This is a genomic window from Rugamonas sp. FW305-51 (assembly GCF_058786935.1).
Map to the genome: position 1 here is coordinate 1 of NZ_JBYSZG010000044.1, position 17,243 is coordinate 17,243.

Here is a 17,243-nt window from a genome sequence, read left to right on the forward strand (position 1 = left end):
ACCTTGCAAATTTCAGCAGCGTTTTTTGGACGTTTCGCCTTTAGAATCAGGCTCCGTTCAATTGTTCAGGTCCGACTCATTACATTCAACATGTTAGTGTCCGATTTGGGGCGGAAGCTGCCACTTATACAAAGATACTGCCAAGTTGGGATTGCTGAAATTTATTTCGCATTGTCATTGCTAGTTTTTCATGTGTCAGTGCAACGAATTGTTTTTTCGTTTACAAGACAGGTTTTGCGAGGTTCCTTTGAAATTGCTATTTTTATTAATGGCGTTTGCGATTAACGCAGTTGCCGCCGAGGTGCCGCCTGCCAAGGTCATGACGGATATGGCAGGCGTCTACAAGCACCGTTTCATGAATGGAATCATTGGGACCGGCAAGGCGCCGATGGAGGCTGACGAGCCCTACGAGTCCGAGGATATTGTGGAAATCGTCCCCTACAGCGACACGCACATCTACATCCGGGCCGAGCTGGCATTCTATAACGGCCATTCCTGTTCGATCTCGGGCATGGCCGGCTATGAGCAAGGGCGATTTGTTTTCCACGATCCCGAAAAAGCGTACAACGGCGGGGCACCCTGCACCTTGACGATCTCGCAATCTAAAGACGCGCTAACGATTACCGACCGCTTGAGCCCGGATGGCGAAGCGACCTGCAGCGGGTATTGCGGCGCGCGTGGAAGCCTGTCAGGGGTGTCAATGCTGAAGAAGTCGCGCCGGCCCATCCGCTATATGCCGCGCATCATCAAATCTCGGGAGTATCAAAAAGCGATTGTCGACCTTAAGACTTACGAAACGACCGTATCAACAGTGGGCGATTCGCGGGGCGCCGGCAAATGAATGGGCCAGCACAGTCTGCCGCGCCATGTCTGGCGTGGCCGGCTTCCCCGTTCCCGGCCACCATGTCGCTGGCGGTGCGCTAGCCTTCGCACGGCTGGCCATGGATCAGCTGATGGTACTGGAACGCCTCGCGTATGCTCTCGCGCATGGCCTCGTCGGTCCACGGCTTGGTGTAGAAGCGGTAGATCTCGCCGCGATTGATGGCGCCGAGCACCGATTCGAATTCCGTATAGCCCGACAGGATGATGCGCACCGTGCCCGGATAGAGCTTCTTGACGCGGCTGAGGAACTCGGTGCCGTTCATGCCCGGCATGCGCTGGTCGCTGACCACCACGTGCACCTCGTGGATGGCCAACAGCGCGAACGCTTCCTGCGCCGTGTTGGCGCACAGGATGGTGTAGCCGTCGCGCCGCAGCAGGCGCGTGAGCGCGGCCAGGATATTGGGTTCGTCGTCGAGCAGCAGCAACGTCTGGCGGCCGGCGGCGCCGCGGCTGTCGGCCGGCAGGCTGCGTTCCTGGCGCAGCAGCTCGGCCATGTCGGCGGCCGGCAGCGGACGGCTGAAGAAATAGCCTTGCATCTCGTCGCACTGGTAGCGGCGCAGGTAGGCCAGTTGGGCCGCCGTCTCGACGCCCTCGGCCACGGCCTTGAAGTCCAGGCTATGCGCCAGCCCGATGATGGAGCGTACGATGGCCGCCACTTTGGGATCGCTGAGCATGTCGCGCACGAAGGACTGGTCGATCTTCAAATAATCGACCGGGAACAGCCGCAGGTAGGCCAGGCTGGAATAGCCGGTGCCGAAATCGTCGATCGATAACGCCACGCCGATTTTTTTCAGGCGCGCCAGCACTTCCACCGCCGCGCCCACGTTGTCCATCATCAGGCTCTCGGTCAGCTCCAGTTCCAGGTATTGGGGCTTGAGGCCGCTGTCGACGAGGGCCGCAATGATGTCGTCGACCAGTCCCGGATCGTTGAACTGGCGCGAGGACAGGTTGACGGCGATACGCTGCGGCGCCAGGCCGGCGCGTTGCCAGGCCTGGTTCTGGGCGCAGGCGGTGCGCACCACCCAGCGCCCGATGGGCACGATCAGGCCAGTTTCCTCGGCCACGCCGATAAAGCGCGCCGGCGACACCATGCCCAGCGTGGGATGCTGCCAGCGCAGCAGCGCTTCCATGCCCTGGATGGCGCCCGAGCGCAGGCTGGCCTTGGGCTGGTAGTGCAGGCTCAGTTCACCGCGTTCGAGCGCGTGGCGCAGTTCGGCCTCGATCACGGTGCGCTCGGTCACACGGGTGTGCATGGCCGCTTCGTAGAACTGGACCTGGTTGCGGCCCGACTCCTTGGCGCGGTACATGGCGATGTCGGCCTGGCGCAGCAGCTGCTGCGGGTCGCCGCCATCCTGCGGCCAGATGCTGACGCCGATGCTGCAGGTGACCGTGTGCCGCCGTTCGCCCAGCATGACCGGCGCCGTCACCGCCTCGAGCACGCGCCGCAGCAGGCTGGCGGCGGCCGGCGAATGGGGCGTTTCCATCAACAGCAGCGTGAATTCGTCGCCGCCCAGCCGGGCCACGGTGTCGCTGTCGCGCACGCAGGCGCGCAGCCGGTCGGCCACCGTGCGCAGCAGCTGGTCGCCCTGCTGGTGGCCCAGGCTGTCGTTGACCAGCTTGAAGTTGTCCAGGTCGATGAAGGCGACCCACACCGCGTGCTGATAACGCTGCGCATAGCCGATGGCCTGCTCCAGCCGGTCGGCCAGCAGGTGGCGGTTGGGCAGGTCCGTCAGTGCGTCGTGGCTGGCCTGGTGCTCGAGTTGCTGCTGGTAGCGGATGGTCTCGGTCATGTCGGTCAGCACGCAGACATGGTGGTTCACCCCGTCGTCATGGGCATGCACGGGCGCCACGTGCAGCTTGGCCCAGAATGGCTGGCCTTGCTTGTCGTAGTGGCGCAGCAGGACGGTGGCGTCGTGCCGCGATTGCAGCGCCGTTTGCAGCACGGCGCGGTCGGCCGGGTCGTCGCCGCCATCGAGCAGCAGCTGCAGGCTGTGGCGCCGCACTTCCTCGGCCCCGTAGCCGGTCAGTTGGACGAAGGCCGGATTGACATACTCGATCTGGTCGCCGCCGGCCGTGCTGGCGACGATGGCGATGGCGTTGACGCTCGCGTCCAGCGCGCGCGCCTGCAGCAGCATGGCCAGCTCGGCGCGCTTGCGTTCGCTGATGTCCTCGATGGTGCCCAGCACGCCGATGATGCGGCCTGCGCGGTCGTGCAGCGGCGCCTTGTTAATCAGGAACCACTGGCGGCTGCCGTCGGGCCGGTCCAGGTATTCCTCCTGGTTGAGCAAGGCGTGGTCGGTGCGGATAATCTCACTGTCGTCGGCGCGGATGCGCACGGCGTTGTGCGACCAGTGGAATTCATCGTCCGATTTGCCCACCACGTCCTCGTTGCAGGCCAGTCCGGCCGCCTGCGCGAACACGGTGTTGCAACCGAGGTAGCGCGCCGCCAGGTCTTTCCAGAAGATCTGGTGCGGCATCTGGTTGATAATGAGCTGCATCAGTTCGCGCGAGGCGTAGAGCGCCGCCTCGGTCTCCACCTGCGCCGTCACGTCATGGCACAGCACGAAGCGCGCGGCCCGGCCGGCGATGGTGACCGAATGCGACGACACCTCGACCTGGAGCCGGCTGCCGTCCTTGCGGCAATGGGTCCAGCAGCCGGCCTGCTCGCTGCCCCGGCGCGGCGCGGCGGCCAGGTTGGCGTGCAAGCGTTCCAGGTCCTGGGGCGGGCGGATATCCTTGATCGTCATCGCCAGGAATTCCGCTTCGGTGTAGCCATAGAGCCGGATCGCGGCCAGGTTGACCACCATGAAGCGCAGGCTGGCCAGATCGTACACCCACATTGGATGCGGATGATGGTCGAACAGGCGCTTGAAGCGCAGCAGCGACTGGAAGGTGTCGTAATCGCTGAGGTCGAACGACAGGCACAGGTAGCAACCGCTGCCGACACCTTGCGCGGCCGGCCGCCATTCGACCATCTGCGACATCGCCAGCGGGCCACCGTGCGCATCGAGCATGTCGAGTTCGCCGCGCCAGCACCCGTTCGCCCTGGATAATGGCAGTGCCTGTTCGAGCAGGACGGCGGCGGCCCATGGCGCATACAGGCCGGCGGCGGCCGCGCCCGGCGTGGCGGCCGGGCCCAGCAGCTTGCGGCCATGGCGATTGACGGCCAGCACGCGGCCGTCGGGGTCCAGCAGGAAGGCCAGGTAGGCGCTGTCCGCAAACAGTTGATCGAAATGGGCGAGCGGATCGGCCAGTGGCAAGGCTGGCACGGGCGGGCGCCCGGTCATTTTCCAGTGAGGAGAAATGCCGCCACGTAGCTTGGGTCTTCGCTTGCGGTGAGCCATGGTCGACCTGTCCGAAGTGGCCCGGGGCCGCTGTTCGCGCTGCCGGGCGTCGCATTGAATGCGTGGAATCCGTTAACGAATTCATCGTATCAGAAGCCGGCCATAGGCGGTGCCGCGTAAGCTGCGGGTGTCGTCGGCAGCGTTGGAAGACGGATGTTGGCGCTACGGCGATGGGACGGGTTGCATCGCGCTAGCTGGACCGGCACGGGGCGCCCATTGCCGCCGATACTGCCTTACACCCGGCTGGCAAAGGCCAGCCGCAGCGAGAACGCGGCGGTGGCCGCGACCAGCAGCAGGGCGAGCAGCGAGCCTTCCACGCCGAATGCGCCGCCGGTCAGCATGGAATTGCCCACCAGTTCGCCGCGCAGCAAGCCATTGCTGGTCGCATGGCCCGACACGGTTGCCCCGAACACCTGGCTCACGCCATAGTTCCACGCGATGTGGGTGCCGATGCAGATCCACAGCCGGCGCGTCTTCATGTACAGCGCGGCCTGCAGTACGCCATAGGCGGCGATCACGCCCACCGCCAGCAGCGAGACGCCTTCGTTGGGCAGGTGGCCCAGGCCGAACACCAGCGCGGAGATCACGATGGCCGGCTTGCTGCCCAGCGAACGTTCGGTGACGCCGAACAGCACACCGCGGAACATCATCTCCTCGGTCATGGCGACCAGCAGCAGCTCGGCCAGCGGCATCAGCATCATGAGGTTGGGGCTGTTGATGCCGCCGAAGCGGTACGCGCCCAGCGCGGCCAGCGCGGCGAAGGTGGCTGCTACCAGGCCGGCGCCCAGCAGCAGGCCGTTGCCCAGCTCACGGGCCATGCCCGGCGTCGCCAGTTCGGCTGCTTGCCGCTTCTCGACGCGGCGCACATAAAAATGGTAGCCGCACCACACCAGCGCGGCCGCCAGCAGTTGCGGCCACATGATGCGGTAGGGCTTGGCCACCAGCCTGGAGGCGGCGATCATGGTCAGCGGCACGGGCGCGAACGTCAGCACGACGCCGAGTACGATGCGGATCAAGGGATGGTCCATCAGGCGCGATGCCAGAGACGCTTTGTGGCTTGCAATGGTCAGGGTATTTTCCATGGTCGCTTTCGTCAGTGGGTGGGTCATGCTTTCTTGCCGGCGTCGCGGATGCGCTCGCCGAAGGAACGCTGGCCGAGGACGGCGATGGCCTGCGCCAGGCAGGCCGACAGGGGCATCGCCAGCTGCGCATCGAGGCTGTCGGCCGCGTGTTTGGTCGCCTGCCAGCATGCCTGCAATTGCGGCAGCATCGCCTCGCCCTTGGCGCTCAGGCGCACCACGCGCTGCCTGCCGTCGTCGTCGCTGGCTGCCACCTGCAGCAGGCCTTCCTTCTTCATCAGGGCCACCGTTTGCGTGGCTGCCGGCTGGGTGATGCCGGCAATCTCGGCCAGCTGGCCGATGGTGGCGCTGCGCTGCTGCGCCAGCACCCGCATCACCGGCGTGTAGCGCGGCCGGTAATCGAGACCGGCTTCCGCATAGGCTTGCTGGACCGCGCCGTCGAGCAATTCGGTCAGGTGTCGTAACTGGGTGCCGAGTCCTTGTTTCATGTGGTTATAGTAGCACTATTTCCATAAGTGCTTATATATTTTGGGCGCATGTCTACCGAAACAGTTTGTCGCTGGTTGTGCTGCCCGGCTTGCCGCACGTGGCAGATCCGCATCGGCCCGGCTGCCGGGCGCCTGTCCTGTCCTGGACGCCGCCCGTTCGATCGACGGGGGCGACGGACCTGAGGCCGATGGGATGCTGCGCGCGGCTACATGAAGTTACGGGTGTGTAGCGCGGATAGCTGTTGCGCCGCATCCTTGGCAAAACCCAGCTTTTCCAGCCGCGCCTGGCGGCCCTCGGCCATATCCACCATCAGTGCCTGTACCCGCTGGTAGCCATTGGCGATGGCGGCGGGTGTGAATTCGCCGGCCGCCAGCAGGATCAGCGCGTCGAACACTTCCTCGTTCAGCCCCGAGGTGCCCGACAGCGCGTCGTTGCGCGACTGGACGGCGTTGGCCAGCCGGGTGCGGAAGGCGGGTTCCTGTTCCAGCCGCGCGGCCAGGTGCGTCATGCCGAAGGCGACGTGGCGCGCCTCGTCGCGGGCGGCCAGGCGGGCGATCTGGCGCGTGACGGGGTCGGGCGCGTAGGTGTGCAGGAACTGCAACAGACTGACGAAAGTGCCTTCACCGAGCACCGACAGCAGGAACTCGGCCACCGAAAAGTCGGCCTCGTCGAGCAGCGTTTTCAGCGAGTTCTGGCCGCCGGCCGTCGACAGCGCGGGCTCCTTGCCCTTTAGCCGCAGGCGGCGCGTGAAGACCTCGATGTGGCGCGCCTCGTCGGCGACCTGGATCGCCAGCACGGCCTGCACTTCGCGGTAGTGCGGATGCAGCTGGCCCAGGAAGCGGGCCGGCACCACCAGCGCCGCCACTTCGTTCTCGATCATGTAGGTCAGCACCTGCACCACGGCGTCTTCCACGATGTCGGGCAGCTCGAACGGGGCGTTCCAGTCGATGGCCGTTTCCGGGTCCCACTGGGCGGCGGCGGCCTGCGCGTACAGGTCGGCGGCGCGGCCGGTCCACACCTCGCTCTTCTGGTCGAGCCGGAAGTGCATGGCCGGCGAGCCCGCTTCCACCGTGGCGCCGCGCGCGGCCAGGCCCCAGCGCGGCTGCGCATGGCCGGCCACGGCGCCGTCGTGCGCGGGGTCGGCATGGCCGGTCTGCATGGCGCCGCGCCAGCGCCCGGCCTGGGCGTGGCCGCGCGTGACGCAAGCCACGGTGCGACCATCGCGTTCGCCAAGCTGGCAGGGGTGGCCCTGGCTGCGGCACCAAGCCGCCAACTGGCTGTCCCAGCCCGCGCTGGCGCCGATCACGTCCAGCTCACCGCCGGGCGGCACGTCGAGCAGGGCGTGCTTGACCAGCAGGTGGGCGCCGGCGTCGAAACCGAGCGCCTCAATATCGATAATCGGTCGCAAGGATCTTCCCTTCCTTATCGTAGAAGCGCTCGTCGTCGGTGGCGCGGATCAGGGCATCGTAGCCGCTGGTGCGGCCGGGCAGCCAGGCCTTGAGCCCTTCCAGCTCCAGCAGCGGGCGCACGTCCGGATCGTCCCAGCGCATGGCCAGCAGCAGTTCAGTGAAGCGGGCGATGGCCACCTGCGGCGCTCCGGGGCTGACGGTGAAGTTGCAGTGGTCGAAGGCGCCGGTGCGGCTCAGGATGCGGGTGGCGCCGGCCGGCAGGATGCCTTCGCGCGAGAAGGCCATGTGGTTACCGTCGATCATCCAGGCGGCGTCGATTTCGCCGGCCATCAGGGCCAGCGCGGCGTCGCGTTCGCCGCCGATATGGTCGCCGTGCTTGCCGCCCAATACGTCGAACCGCCGGGCCGTGAAGTCGCGGCCGGCCACCAGGCCGTGCTGGCGCAGGTGGTCGAGCGGGATCAGGTGGGCCTGCGGCGAGTCGATGGCGCCAAAGCCGATCACCTTGCCGGCCAGCGCGGCCAGCGTGGCGGGGGCGCTGGCGTCGTCGCGGGTGACCAGGACGGAGGTGAGGTCGCAGTCGCTGTCGCGCATGGCGACGGCGCGCACCTGCTGGCCGCGCGCGCGGGCCATGCGGTCGGCCCGCACCCAGGCCAGTGGCGAATTCCATGCCAGCGCGATGCTGCCGTCGAACTGGGCTTCAACCTGGCGTTCGTAGTTGGAGTAGAGGATGTAGTCGAATTCGAAGCCATGGCGGCGGAAGTATTCCTTGAAGCCTTCCCAGATCGTCACGACTTTCGGCGCGTAGGCGACGGCGCCCATCATCAGCGGTTTGGTCATCGCACACTCCTTAACCGAATACCGGCATGCCGCACACGGCCTTACCGATAAAGTCGAACAACACATCGGAGGTCGGTGCCATCACGGAGGCGGCACGGGCGTCGCGGAAGTAGCGTTCCACGCCCAGGTCCTTGCGGAAGGCGGCACCACCACAGACGCGCATGGCGGTATCGCTCACTTCCAGCGCCGCTTCGGCCGCCGCCGCCTTCACCTGCATCACGCGCAGCATGGCATCCGGGCGGGCATGGGCCAGCGCGGCCACGGTATCGTCGCGCAGGGTGCGCACCATGTCGGCCTGGATGCGGGCGCGGGCGATGTAGGCGCGGATGGTGGGCAGGTCGGCCAGCGCGCTGTTGAGGTGTTCGAACCGGTTGCCGCTCACGTGGGCGCAGGCCGCTTCCAGCACGGCGTCCATCAGGCCGACCGAGCACGAGGCGATCAGGGTCGCGAATACGGGCAGCACGGCGCCTATCATCACGTCGAAGCCGCCGCCGTCCGTGCCCAGCAGGGCCGCGCGCGCCACGCGCACCCCCTTGGCCGTCAGTGGCGAGGAGCGGTTGCCGCGCAGGCCCAGGCCGTCGAACTGCTTGACTTCGCTCAGGCCGGCGGCCTTGCTGTCGACCAGCCACAGGGAGCTGGCCCCTTCGGTGGCCATCGGCCCGGTGGACCAGACGTAGGAGTCGGCTTCGCCAGCCGAGGTGACCATGGTCTTGCTGCCGTCGATCACGGCCTGGTCGCCGTCGGCGCGGGCGGTGCCCACGGGGGCCCAGAAGTGGCTGCGCGAGCCGGTGTCGGACCAGGCCAGGGTGCTCAGGTGGCGGCCGGCGGCGATATCGCGCCGCACGGCGTCGCCGCCCGACTTTTCCAGCACGGTGGTGGCGCAATAGTGCATGCAGACCACCATGGCCGTCGATGGGCAGGCCTTGGCGATGCGCTCGACCACTTGCGCCGCCTCGGCCAGGCCCAGGCCCATGCCGCCGACGGTGGTGGCGCTGACCAGGCCGAGCAGGCCGGATTGGCCCAGCGCACGGATGGCGGCGCGCGGGAAGGCCGCCTCGCGGTCGGTTGTTTGCGCCGCCGGGGCGATGATGTCTTGGACGATGGCGTCGAGTTGGTGCAGGTAGGTCATGGCATCCCTTTATGAAAACGGTGGGACGCTGCCGGCTGCGGTGGCAAACAGAGAGAAGCGGCGACGGGCCGACGCCCGCGCGAACGCGGAATGGGCGGACAAAATCCGCGCATGGATGGCGCACCTCTATATGTTCTGCTCGACCTGCGTGCTGGCAGCGCTTGGAAACGGTACATGCCATCGTGTTCGTCGCTCGCACCAGCCACGCGCGGGCCGTCAGACCCGGTACAGTTCGGAGGAACGTGTACGCGGCGTTACGGCGGACCGGTTTGAGACAAACCCGATGGTGCGCGCAGTGTAGCAGAGGGATGCCGCCCGTTGCAAAGCCGATATGGCCGGCCCGGGCGTGGGACTTACACTTCGATGAAGCGCATCTTGAAGTTGCGGCCCTTGATGGCGCCGAAATCGCCGCCCAGCGGATTGTTCTTGCTCAGGCGCTCGAAGGCCTGGTAGGCGATGCGGCGGTCGAGCGCCACATAGGTCTGGAATTCGAACACGTTGATCTTGCCCACCTGTTCCTTGAGCAGGCCGGCGTCGCCGGTCAGGGCGCCCAGCAGGTCGCCCGGGCGCAGCTTGTCCTTCTTGCCGCCCTGGACCACCAGCGTCATCATGGGCGCCGCCTCGGCCACGGCGTATTCGTCTTCCTTCAGCTCGGCCAGCTTGTGCCATTCGACGGGCGCGCTCTGGTATTCCTCGATCAGCTTGACCCATTTCTTTTCGTTGGGCGCGCACAGCGACAGGGCCAGGCCTTTTTCGCCGCCGCGGCCGGTGCGGCCGATGCGGTGGATGTGCACTTCCGTGTCCTTGGACACGTCGACGTTGATGACCGCTTCCAGGTTGGGAATGTCCAGGCCGCGCGCCGCCACGTCGGTGGCCACCAGTACAGAGCAGCTACGGTTGGCAAACAGTACCAGTATCTCGTCGCGATCGCGTTGCTCCAGTTCGCCGTACAGTGCCAGTGCGGAGAAGCCCTGGGCGCGCAGCGCGTCGGCCAGTTCGCGGCACTGCACCTTGGTGTTGCAGAAGGCGATGGTGGAGACGGGCTGGAAGTGGTTGAGCAAACGGGCCACGGCGCTGTTGCGCTCATCGAAGCCGATCTCGTAGAAGCGCTGCTCGATCTGGCTGTTGTCGTGCTGGGCTTCGACCGTCACTTCCAGCGGGTCGATCAGGAACGAGGCGGTGGCGCGGCGGATGTCGTCCGGATAGGTGGCCGAGAACAGCAGCGTCTGGCGCCGGGTGGGACAGGCGCTGACGATGCCGGCGATTTCGTCGTAAAAGCCCATGTCGGTCATGCGGTCGGCCTCGTCCAGTACCAGCGTCTGCACCTTGGACAGGTCCAGCGTGGCGCGGCCCAGGTGGTCGCGGATGCGGCCCGGGGTGCCCACCACGATGTGGGCGCCGTGTTCGAGCGAGGCGATCTGGGGGCGCATCGGCGCGCCGCCCGTCAGCACCAGCACCTTGACGTTGCCCACGCTGCGCGCCAGCCGGCGCAGCTCATTGGCCACCTGGTCGGCCAGTTCGCGCGTGGGGCACAGCACCAGGGCCTGGGTGGCGAACCATGCGGGGTTGAGCTTTTGCAGGATGCCGATGCCGAATGCCGCCGTCTTGCCGCTGCCGGTCTTGGCCTGGGCGATCAGGTCGCGTCCTTCCAGCACGGCCGGCAGGCTCTGGGCCTGGATCGTCGTCATCTGGTGATAACCGAGGGTGTCGAGGTTGGCCAGGAAGGCGGGCGTCAGCGGCAGGCTGGAAAAGGAATCTTGGTTCATGGTGGCAGACCGGGTAAGGATGGCGGGGGTGGGCACAGTCTAACAGGCTAACGCAGCGTTGAGCCACTGTGCGATGCATGCATCCGCGCACGGGCGGATGCACAGGAAGGGCTAGTTTGGCGCCCAGACCGGCAGGCCGGTCAGGTCCAGGTTTTCGTCGCGAGTCCACACGGGCAGGCCGGTGGTGTCGGTCGGCTCCAGCAGTTCGAGCTGTACCTGCTGGAGCGTGTTGCGCCTGGGGCGCGGGCCGAGCGGGCGCTTGGGCTCCGGTTCGAGCGGCGCGGCGGGGGAAAAGCCGGGCAAGTCGAACGTCGCGTTGTCTTTTTTATCTCTCATTTAAAAACCTCATGCCCACCGCGCGCGCCTGCGCTGGCGGTGGAGCGGTCCTGGCTGCGGACCGCTTGAACGGTGCGGCGCGAAAAATGCGCCGCTCAAAACAAAAGCCCGGCTGTAGCAGTCGGGCTCAGTAAATAGTGCGTGCAGTGTATCACAAACCGTTTTGGCCGGGGAGGGCCAGTCCGCCGGGCCGCCCCGGCAGGCAAGGCGCGGCGGCCGGCCCGGGCCTGCCGCTGCGCCGTCCGTGCGGGGCTGGCATCAAGCGGCCGGCCATGGCGGACCGTGTAGACAGCGCCCGGCGGAAGGTCAGCGGAAGGTCAGCGGAAGCTCAGCGCCGCCGTCAGGTCGCCCGGCGGCAGGGCGCCGCGGGCGGCGAAGGCGGCATTGCGCGCGGCCAGGCCTTCCAGCAGCGGCAGGTCGTGCAGGCGTGTGATCAGGCGCAGGATGGAGGTGGTGTCGTAGAAGCTGTGATCGACCTGGCCTTTTTTCGCGTAAGGCGAGACGACGATGGCCGGCACGCGCGAGCCCGGGCCCCAGCGGTCGCCCTTGGGCGGCGCCACGTTATCCCACCAGCCGCCGTTCTCGTCGAAGGTGATGACCACCACCATGTCGTGCCACTGCGGCGACTTCTTCAGATGCTCGATCACGTTGGCGATGTGCTGGTCGCCCGACTCCACGTCCGAATAGCCGGCGTGCAGGTTCAGGTTACCTTGCGGCTTGTAGAAGGTCACGGCCGGCAGCTTGCCCGCCACCACGTCGGCCAGGAACTTGTTCGAGATGGGGCTGTCGCCCAGGCCGCCGTCGCGCAGGTGCGCGGCGCGCGCGGCCGTGCCGGGTGCGTACTGCTTGAAGTAATTGAACGGCTGGTGGTGATACTGGAAGTTCGGCTTGGCGCCGCCGCCGCGCGCGTCGAGCGCGGCCTGGAACGCGCCGCCGTACCAGGCCCAGCTCACGGCCTTGGCCGACAGCAGGTCGCCGATGGTGCGGTAGGTCTGCGGCGGCAGCGTGTTGGCGTCGGCCGGGTCGGCCAGCAGGGGATCGCCGCCGGGCGCGGGACGGATGTAGCTAGGCTGGTAGGGCGGGGCCATGGTGTTGACGGCGTAGCCGTCGGGCGTGATGGCGCCGTCGTTGACGAACTTGGGCGGACCATCGAGCGCGCCGGGGCAGTCCGGCGCCACGGCCAGGCGCGTGCCCTGCGGGCCGTCTTCCAGTACGGCGATCTTTTTCTTCGCCGCCGTCTCGGCCGCGTTGAAGTATTCCGGGGTGCGCCCGCTGATGAGGAACTGGTGGTTCAGGTAGGAGCCGCCGAAGGCCGCCATGAAGAAGTTGTCGCACAGGGTGTACTGTTCGGCGATCTTCCACAGGCCCAGGTTCTTGCTGGTCTCGCCGTAGTAGCCCATGACCAGGCCGCCGGCGTTGCCCCAGGCCGCGAAGCCGTCGTTCTTGCCGCCGTTGATCTGCATCTGGTTGTGGTAGAACAGGTGCCACAGGTCGCGCGTGATGACCGCTTCCGGCAGCGGCTTGCCTTCCGTATCCACCAGCTTGAACGGGCCGTTGGGCAGGTCCTTGATCTGGTCTTCCTTGATCGAATACTGCTTGCCGCCGATATCCTGGGTGTTGGGCACCATGCCGCCCCACACCTTGGGCAGCACCGGCAGCACGCTGCCGTTGCGGTCGCGCTGCAGGCAGGCCGCCGGCGTCACGGCCGACAGCGGCGCCTGGGTGCCGGGGAAGTTCGCGAACAGGTTGTTGAAGCTGCGGTTTTCCAGGTAGATCACCACCACGTGCTTGACGTGGGCCTTCAACTTGGCGTCCAGCGAGCCTTTTACCGTTTTGTGGGCGGGTGCCGCTTCCGTCAGTTCGGGCAGGGCGCTGGCGAGGCCGACCGCCGTCGCAGCCTGGAAGATGCGCCGGCGCGCGGGGTTGGCCGGGAGATCGTCTTCTGGATGGTGCTGGCCTTCTGGTTTGTCGTTCACGCGCTGCTCCTTGGTGATGTCGGACGGTGTCCGGGCGGTGGGTTGTGGTAGGCGCAATTGTGACAGTTTGCCTAGAAACTGGAAAGCGAGCGTCTCAGACTATTTGCGGAATCCGGGGTGATTTCGTCCGCGCGGCGGATGTGCCGGTTCGGGCAGCCAGGCTGGCGTCGCCTGGCTCGTGCGGGGCGCGGCGGTCGTTCCGGAAGGTGGACGGTGCCGGCTATGGCGGCTGGTCCTGGCGTCGCCTATCTCGTCGCCGGCGGGGAGAAGTCGAGCAGGCCACGCTGATAGGTTTCGCGCACTTCCGAAAAAGGCAGGTGCGTTCCCGTGTAGAGCACTGCGCTGTGTTCGAACAGGGCGGCTGGAATCTCGAGCGTCGAAGCTGGCACTGCGGTGGCTACGGACGCCAGGCCGGTTTCCCACTTGTCCGGTAGCGGCGACCATAGTATTTTCGTGGCGAAGGTGCGGCGGTACGGGGCCAGCGGCAGCACCGCCTTGCCGAATGGGGTGTCCGTTTCGTCGAGCAGGCGATTCATGGCGGCGCTCAAACGTTCCGGTACATACCAGTTGTCAGCCTCGGATAGCAGGTGGTCGCCACAATACAGTTGGACCCGGCGATATTTGACGGGGGTGTCGGCGCCGACCTGCAACCGTTCGCGTTGCGCCGCGGTGGCCTCCTTGACGATGCCGCGCTGCAGATGCGCCGTCACCTTGGCCTTGCTGCTCATGGCGTGGTCACCGCACCATTGTTCCAATGTCAGCGTGGCGCTGGTGCTGGCGAGGATGTTGGCGTTGACGGTCTGGAGCAGGGCCAGCGCCTGCAGCCTGGATAGGTAGTTGTCCGGCCAGGCGGCCACGTCGGCGGCATGGGCCGCGCCAACGGTGGCAAACGCCAGGGCCGCGGCCAGGCAGGCACGCAGGGAAGGGAGGTGCTTGGCGGTCAAGCGCATGGGATGCTCCATCGATGGCCAGAAAACTAAAAGCCGCTGATTCCTTTGCAAGAATCAGCGGCTTCGAATTTGGTTGCGGGGACAGGATTTGAACCTGTGACCTTCGGGTTATGAGCCCGACGAGCTGCCAGACTGCTCCACCCCGCGTCTGTGTGCCCGAATTATATAGAGCCTTGCTGCATTGCGCAAGTGCTCAAATAAGATGGGCTTATATTCCTGCGATTTCCGTAAGCGGCGCTTATATTTGCCGGGGGCGGCTGCGGCCCCCGTTGCCACTTGCGCTTCCGCGTCAGGCGGCAGCCAGCCGCCACAACGACGTCACCTCGGCGGCGCGGGCCGCGTGCAGCGGGTCGCTGGCGTCGGCCGCGCGCGGGTGCACCGGCTTGACGTCGTGGCGGCCCAGCACTTTCAGGCCGGCCGCGGCGATCCAGCCCAGCAGCTGTTCACGCGGACGCAGGCCCAGATGCTCGGCCAGGTCCGACAGGATCAGCCAGCCTTCGCCGCCGGGCGCCAGGTGGGCCGCCAGCCCGTCCAGGAAGCCGCGCAGCATGCGGCTGTCCGGATCGTAGACGGCGTATTCGATCGGCGAACTGGGGCGCGCCGGCACCCACGGCGGATTGCACACCACCAGCGGCGCGCGGCCCTCGGGGAACAGGTCGGCCTCGATCAGTTCGACCTGCTGGTCCAGGTCCAGCCGCGCCAGGTTCTCACGCGCGCAGCTCAGCGCGCGGCGGTCCTGGTCGGTGGCGACGACGCGGGTGATGCCCCGTTTGGCCAGCACCGCCGACAGTACGCCGGTGCCGGCGCCGATGTCGAAGGCCAGCTTGGCGCCGGCCGGCAGTGGCGTGTCGGCCACCAGTTGCACATATTCGCCCCGCACCGGGGAGAACACGCCGTAGTGGGGGTGGATACGCGCGCCCAGCGCCGGAATCTCGACCCCGGTGCGGCGCCATTCATGGGCGCCGATCAGGCCGAGCAGCTCGCGCAGCGAGGCGATGAACGGCTCGTCGCTGCGGCCATAGGCTTCGTTGCAGGCCAGTTTGACGTCCGGCGCGCGGCGCAGCGGAATCGTGTAGTCGGCGTCGAAGGGGATCAGCAGCATGGCCAGCGTGCGGGCCCGCTGCGACTGGGATTGGCGGTGCAGGTGGAATGCTTCAGTCGGTGTAGCGGGCAGCTTGGGTTCCTTGGCCTTCTTGCCGCTCTTGCCGTGCTTGTGGTCGGCGCGCCGTGCCAGCGCCTGCAGCAACTGGCGGGCATTCTGGAAGTCGCCGCGCCACAGCAGGGCCGTTCCTTCGCATGCCAGGCGGTAGGCCACGTCGGCGTTGGTGCGGTCGTCGGCAATGACGACGCGCTTGGGCGGGGGCATGCCCGCCTCGGAACGCCAGCGGGCGCTCTGTTCGGCGCCGTTTTCCTGCCAGTGGATGTGCTGGATCTGGGCTGTCATGGCGCCACCTGCGGGAATTGCGGGGAGCATGGAGCGGGGAAGTGAACGGGCATCTTGGGGCAATCGGTAGGGTGAATAAGGGCCGGACAGGGGCGCAAAGTGGCGCCGGCCGGCGGCCGCGCCGTGCGCGCCTGCCTGACGGCCGGGCTGCGCGGCGGCGCGAGTGTGGCCGCTATTATACGTGGCGGTGCGGTGGCGGTGCGGCGCGGTTGTGCGATGGTTGAACGGGCAAGCGCCGCGGCGGCGGTCCGGCGCGGGAGGCAGGGCGTGCCAGCCGGCGCAGGGGGGCTGAAGGGCTGAACGGCTGAAGACCGGAGGCAGGCAGCTGGCGCGGTGCTGGCCGAAGTCGGGGAACCACTGCCGTGCGGATCGAGGTCAGGCAACTCACTCGGCGCTGCCCGAGCGCAGGCAACTGACGCAGCCTTGCCCGAGCGCAGGCAACTGACGCAGCCTTGCCCGAGCGCAGGCAACTGACGCAGCCTTGCCCGAGGTCAGGCAGCCAGCGCGGTGCTGGCCGGGGAGTTCGCGTCAGCCGTTGCGGCAGAGGCGCCGGCGCCGGTGTCCCCGGCTGCCGTGGCGTCAGTCGTCGCGGCCGGCTCGTTGGCTGGCACCGCCGTGGCGGACGTCGCCGTCGTCGCCGTCGTCGGGGCAGCCGTGACAGGGCTGGCCGCCGTGGCCGACTGCGCCGGATCGGTGGCGGAGCTTGGCGTGCCATAAGCATCGGCCACCGACTTCGCGCGCGTTTCGGCACCGTTAGCAGGCGAGTATGCGTCCTTTTGCTTGCTGTCGACCAGGCTTAACAGTCGCAGCGACAGGTTGCGCAAGGTGGTACGGTCGATATTGTTGCCATTGCCCTGGTCGCCGCCGGGATTGACGGACAGGCTCGATTGCAGGTTGCGCCCGATCAGCTGGAACAGGTCGGCCAGCGTGCCGGGGAAGTCGACGTTAGGGAACTGCACCGTCGGCAGGCCGTTGCTGTTCGCACTATTGGCCTGCCCTGTACTGGCGGCGGTACCGGCACTGGCTGGCTTGCCGCTGGCGCTCTGTGCGGGAACCGGGTTGGCACTGTGCTGGCCCGCTGCGGCAGTGAACTGGTCGCTGTACTGGACTTCGATCTCGAAGTCGAACTTGCGGCCGTCAGCAGTGGTGATGGTGCCCTTGCCGAGGAAGTGGGTACTGTCGGTCAGCTGTACGGCCGCCGCATCGGTACTGCCATTGGGACCGGTACTGTGCTGCACGGCCGCGCCCAAGCTCGATTGCGCATCCAGGCTGACGGAGTCGAACGAGATGGCGGCACCCTTGCCGGCATCGCCGAACAGGGACTGGGCAAAGCTGCCCAGCAGGCTTTGGGCCAGGTCTACCGTCGCATTGCCGAGCGAGGACAGGCGTTTTTCCAGGTCGATGCCGCTGTTCGACAGTGAAATGGCGCTGTCGCTGGCCGGCGCCCCGGACGTGGGAACCCGTGGCGGCCGGGCATCGGCCTGCGGATGGGCGGCAGGGTATGCTTGCGCCGGCAACGTGCGGGCGCCGAGTGCGGAGATGTTGGACATGGCAGTTTCCTGAGGACGGTACTGAAATTAACGGCCTCGGTCCGGAAAACTT

Annotated in this window: 14 protein-coding genes and 1 tRNA gene; 2 read left to right on the top strand and 13 right to left on the bottom strand. The window is 66.9% G+C overall.

Going from position 1 to position 17,243, the window contains the following annotated elements:
• The coding region (locus AC3WOS_RS23020) for a hypothetical protein (protein ID WP_492718895.1) at positions 1-285 on the top strand (285 nt) is incomplete at its 5' end.
• Positions 248-841, top strand: a complete 594-nt coding sequence (locus AC3WOS_RS23025; protein ID WP_492718896.1) for a hypothetical protein — start codon at positions 248-250, stop codon at positions 839-841. The genes AC3WOS_RS23020 and AC3WOS_RS23025, both read left to right, overlap by 38 nt.
• A gap of 79 nt (positions 842-920) precedes the next feature.
• Here AC3WOS_RS23025 and AC3WOS_RS23030 read toward each other — a convergent pair whose 3' ends face one another.
• The 13 genes from AC3WOS_RS23030 to AC3WOS_RS23090 form a co-directional block, all read right to left on the bottom strand.
• Positions 921-4,151 (bottom strand): EAL domain-containing protein, encoded by a 3,231-nt coding sequence (locus tag AC3WOS_RS23030; protein WP_492718898.1) that lies wholly within the window; start codon positions 4,149-4,151, stop codon positions 921-923.
• A 308-nt stretch (positions 4,152-4,459) separates the two neighbouring features.
• On the bottom strand, positions 4,460-5,308 hold the full coding sequence (locus AC3WOS_RS23035; protein ID WP_492718899.1) for a CPBP family intramembrane glutamic endopeptidase: 849 nt from the start codon (positions 5,306-5,308) through the stop codon (positions 4,460-4,462).
• Positions 5,309-5,331: 23 nt separating this feature from the next.
• Positions 5,332-5,793 (bottom strand): MarR family winged helix-turn-helix transcriptional regulator, encoded by a 462-nt coding sequence (locus AC3WOS_RS23040; protein WP_492718901.1) that lies wholly within the window; start codon positions 5,791-5,793, stop codon positions 5,332-5,334.
• 206 nt (positions 5,794-5,999) lie between these two features.
• Positions 6,000-7,202 carry a ferritin-like domain-containing protein gene (locus tag AC3WOS_RS23045; RefSeq protein WP_492718903.1) on the bottom strand — a complete coding sequence of 401 codons (1,203 nt, stop codon included), beginning with the start codon at positions 7,200-7,202 and terminating at the stop codon, positions 6,000-6,002.
• Positions 7,180-8,040, bottom strand: coding sequence for a phosphate/phosphite/phosphonate ABC transporter substrate-binding protein (locus AC3WOS_RS23050; protein ID WP_492718905.1), 861 nt, complete (start codon positions 8,038-8,040; stop codon positions 7,180-7,182). Before AC3WOS_RS23050 ends, AC3WOS_RS23045 begins: the two co-directional genes overlap by 23 nt.
• 10 nt (positions 8,041-8,050) lie before the next feature.
• Positions 8,051-9,169 carry an acyl-CoA dehydrogenase family protein gene (locus AC3WOS_RS23055; protein ID WP_492718907.1) on the bottom strand — a complete coding sequence of 373 codons (1,119 nt, stop codon included), beginning with the start codon at positions 9,167-9,169 and terminating at the stop codon, positions 8,051-8,053.
• A 353-nt stretch (positions 9,170-9,522) separates the two neighbouring features.
• The gene (gene dbpA / locus AC3WOS_RS23060; RefSeq protein ID WP_492718909.1) at positions 9,523-10,935 is read right to left on the bottom strand and encodes an ATP-dependent RNA helicase DbpA; all 1,413 of its coding nucleotides are present in this window, start codon (positions 10,933-10,935) and stop codon (positions 9,523-9,525) included.
• Positions 10,936-11,046: 111 nt separating this feature from the next.
• Positions 11,047-11,271, bottom strand: coding sequence for a hypothetical protein (locus tag AC3WOS_RS23065; protein ID WP_492718911.1), 225 nt, complete (start codon positions 11,269-11,271; stop codon positions 11,047-11,049).
• A gap of 317 nt (positions 11,272-11,588) precedes the next feature.
• Positions 11,589-13,247: an acid phosphatase gene (locus AC3WOS_RS23070; protein WP_492718913.1), complete on the bottom strand. Its 1,659-nt coding sequence runs from the start codon at positions 13,245-13,247 to the stop codon at positions 11,589-11,591.
• 245 nt (positions 13,248-13,492) lie between these two features.
• On the bottom strand, positions 13,493-14,197 hold the full coding sequence (locus AC3WOS_RS23075) for a hypothetical protein (RefSeq protein WP_492718915.1): 705 nt from the start codon (positions 14,195-14,197) through the stop codon (positions 13,493-13,495).
• Positions 14,198-14,267: 70 nt separating this feature from the next.
• Positions 14,268-14,344, bottom strand: a tRNA-Met gene (locus AC3WOS_RS23080).
• A gap of 142 nt (positions 14,345-14,486) precedes the next feature.
• Positions 14,487-15,641: a methyltransferase gene (locus AC3WOS_RS23085; RefSeq protein WP_492718917.1), complete on the bottom strand. Its 1,155-nt coding sequence runs from the start codon at positions 15,639-15,641 to the stop codon at positions 14,487-14,489.
• Between the two features lie 491 nt (positions 15,642-16,132).
• Positions 16,133-17,191 carry a hypothetical protein gene (locus tag AC3WOS_RS23090; RefSeq protein WP_492718919.1) on the bottom strand — a complete coding sequence of 353 codons (1,059 nt, stop codon included), beginning with the start codon at positions 17,189-17,191 and terminating at the stop codon, positions 16,133-16,135.
• Positions 17,192-17,243: the final 52 nt, after the last annotated feature.

Coding starts and splice junctions, on each gene's coding strand:
- AC3WOS_RS23035 (WP_492718899.1), bottom strand. CDS start 5,308: ATGGAAAATACCCTGACCATTGCAAGCCACAAAGCGTCTCTGGCATCG.
- AC3WOS_RS23090 (WP_492718919.1), bottom strand. CDS start 17,191: ATGTCCAACATCTCCGCACTCGGCGCCCGCACGTTGCCGGCGCAAGCA.
- AC3WOS_RS23085 (WP_492718917.1), bottom strand. CDS start 15,641: ATGACAGCCCAGATCCAGCACATCCACTGGCAGGAAAACGGCGCCGAA.
- AC3WOS_RS23050 (WP_492718905.1), bottom strand. CDS start 8,040: ATGACCAAACCGCTGATGATGGGCGCCGTCGCCTACGCGCCGAAAGTC.
- AC3WOS_RS23075 (WP_492718915.1), bottom strand. CDS start 14,197: ATGCGCTTGACCGCCAAGCACCTCCCTTCCCTGCGTGCCTGCCTGGCC.
- AC3WOS_RS23065 (WP_492718911.1), bottom strand. CDS start 11,271: ATGAGAGATAAAAAAGACAACGCGACGTTCGACTTGCCCGGCTTTTCC.
- dbpA (WP_492718909.1), bottom strand. CDS start 10,935: ATGAACCAAGATTCCTTTTCCAGCCTGCCGCTGACGCCCGCCTTCCTG.
- AC3WOS_RS23040 (WP_492718901.1), bottom strand. CDS start 5,793: ATGAAACAAGGACTCGGCACCCAGTTACGACACCTGACCGAATTGCTC.
- AC3WOS_RS23055 (WP_492718907.1), bottom strand. CDS start 9,169: ATGACCTACCTGCACCAACTCGACGCCATCGTCCAAGACATCATCGCC.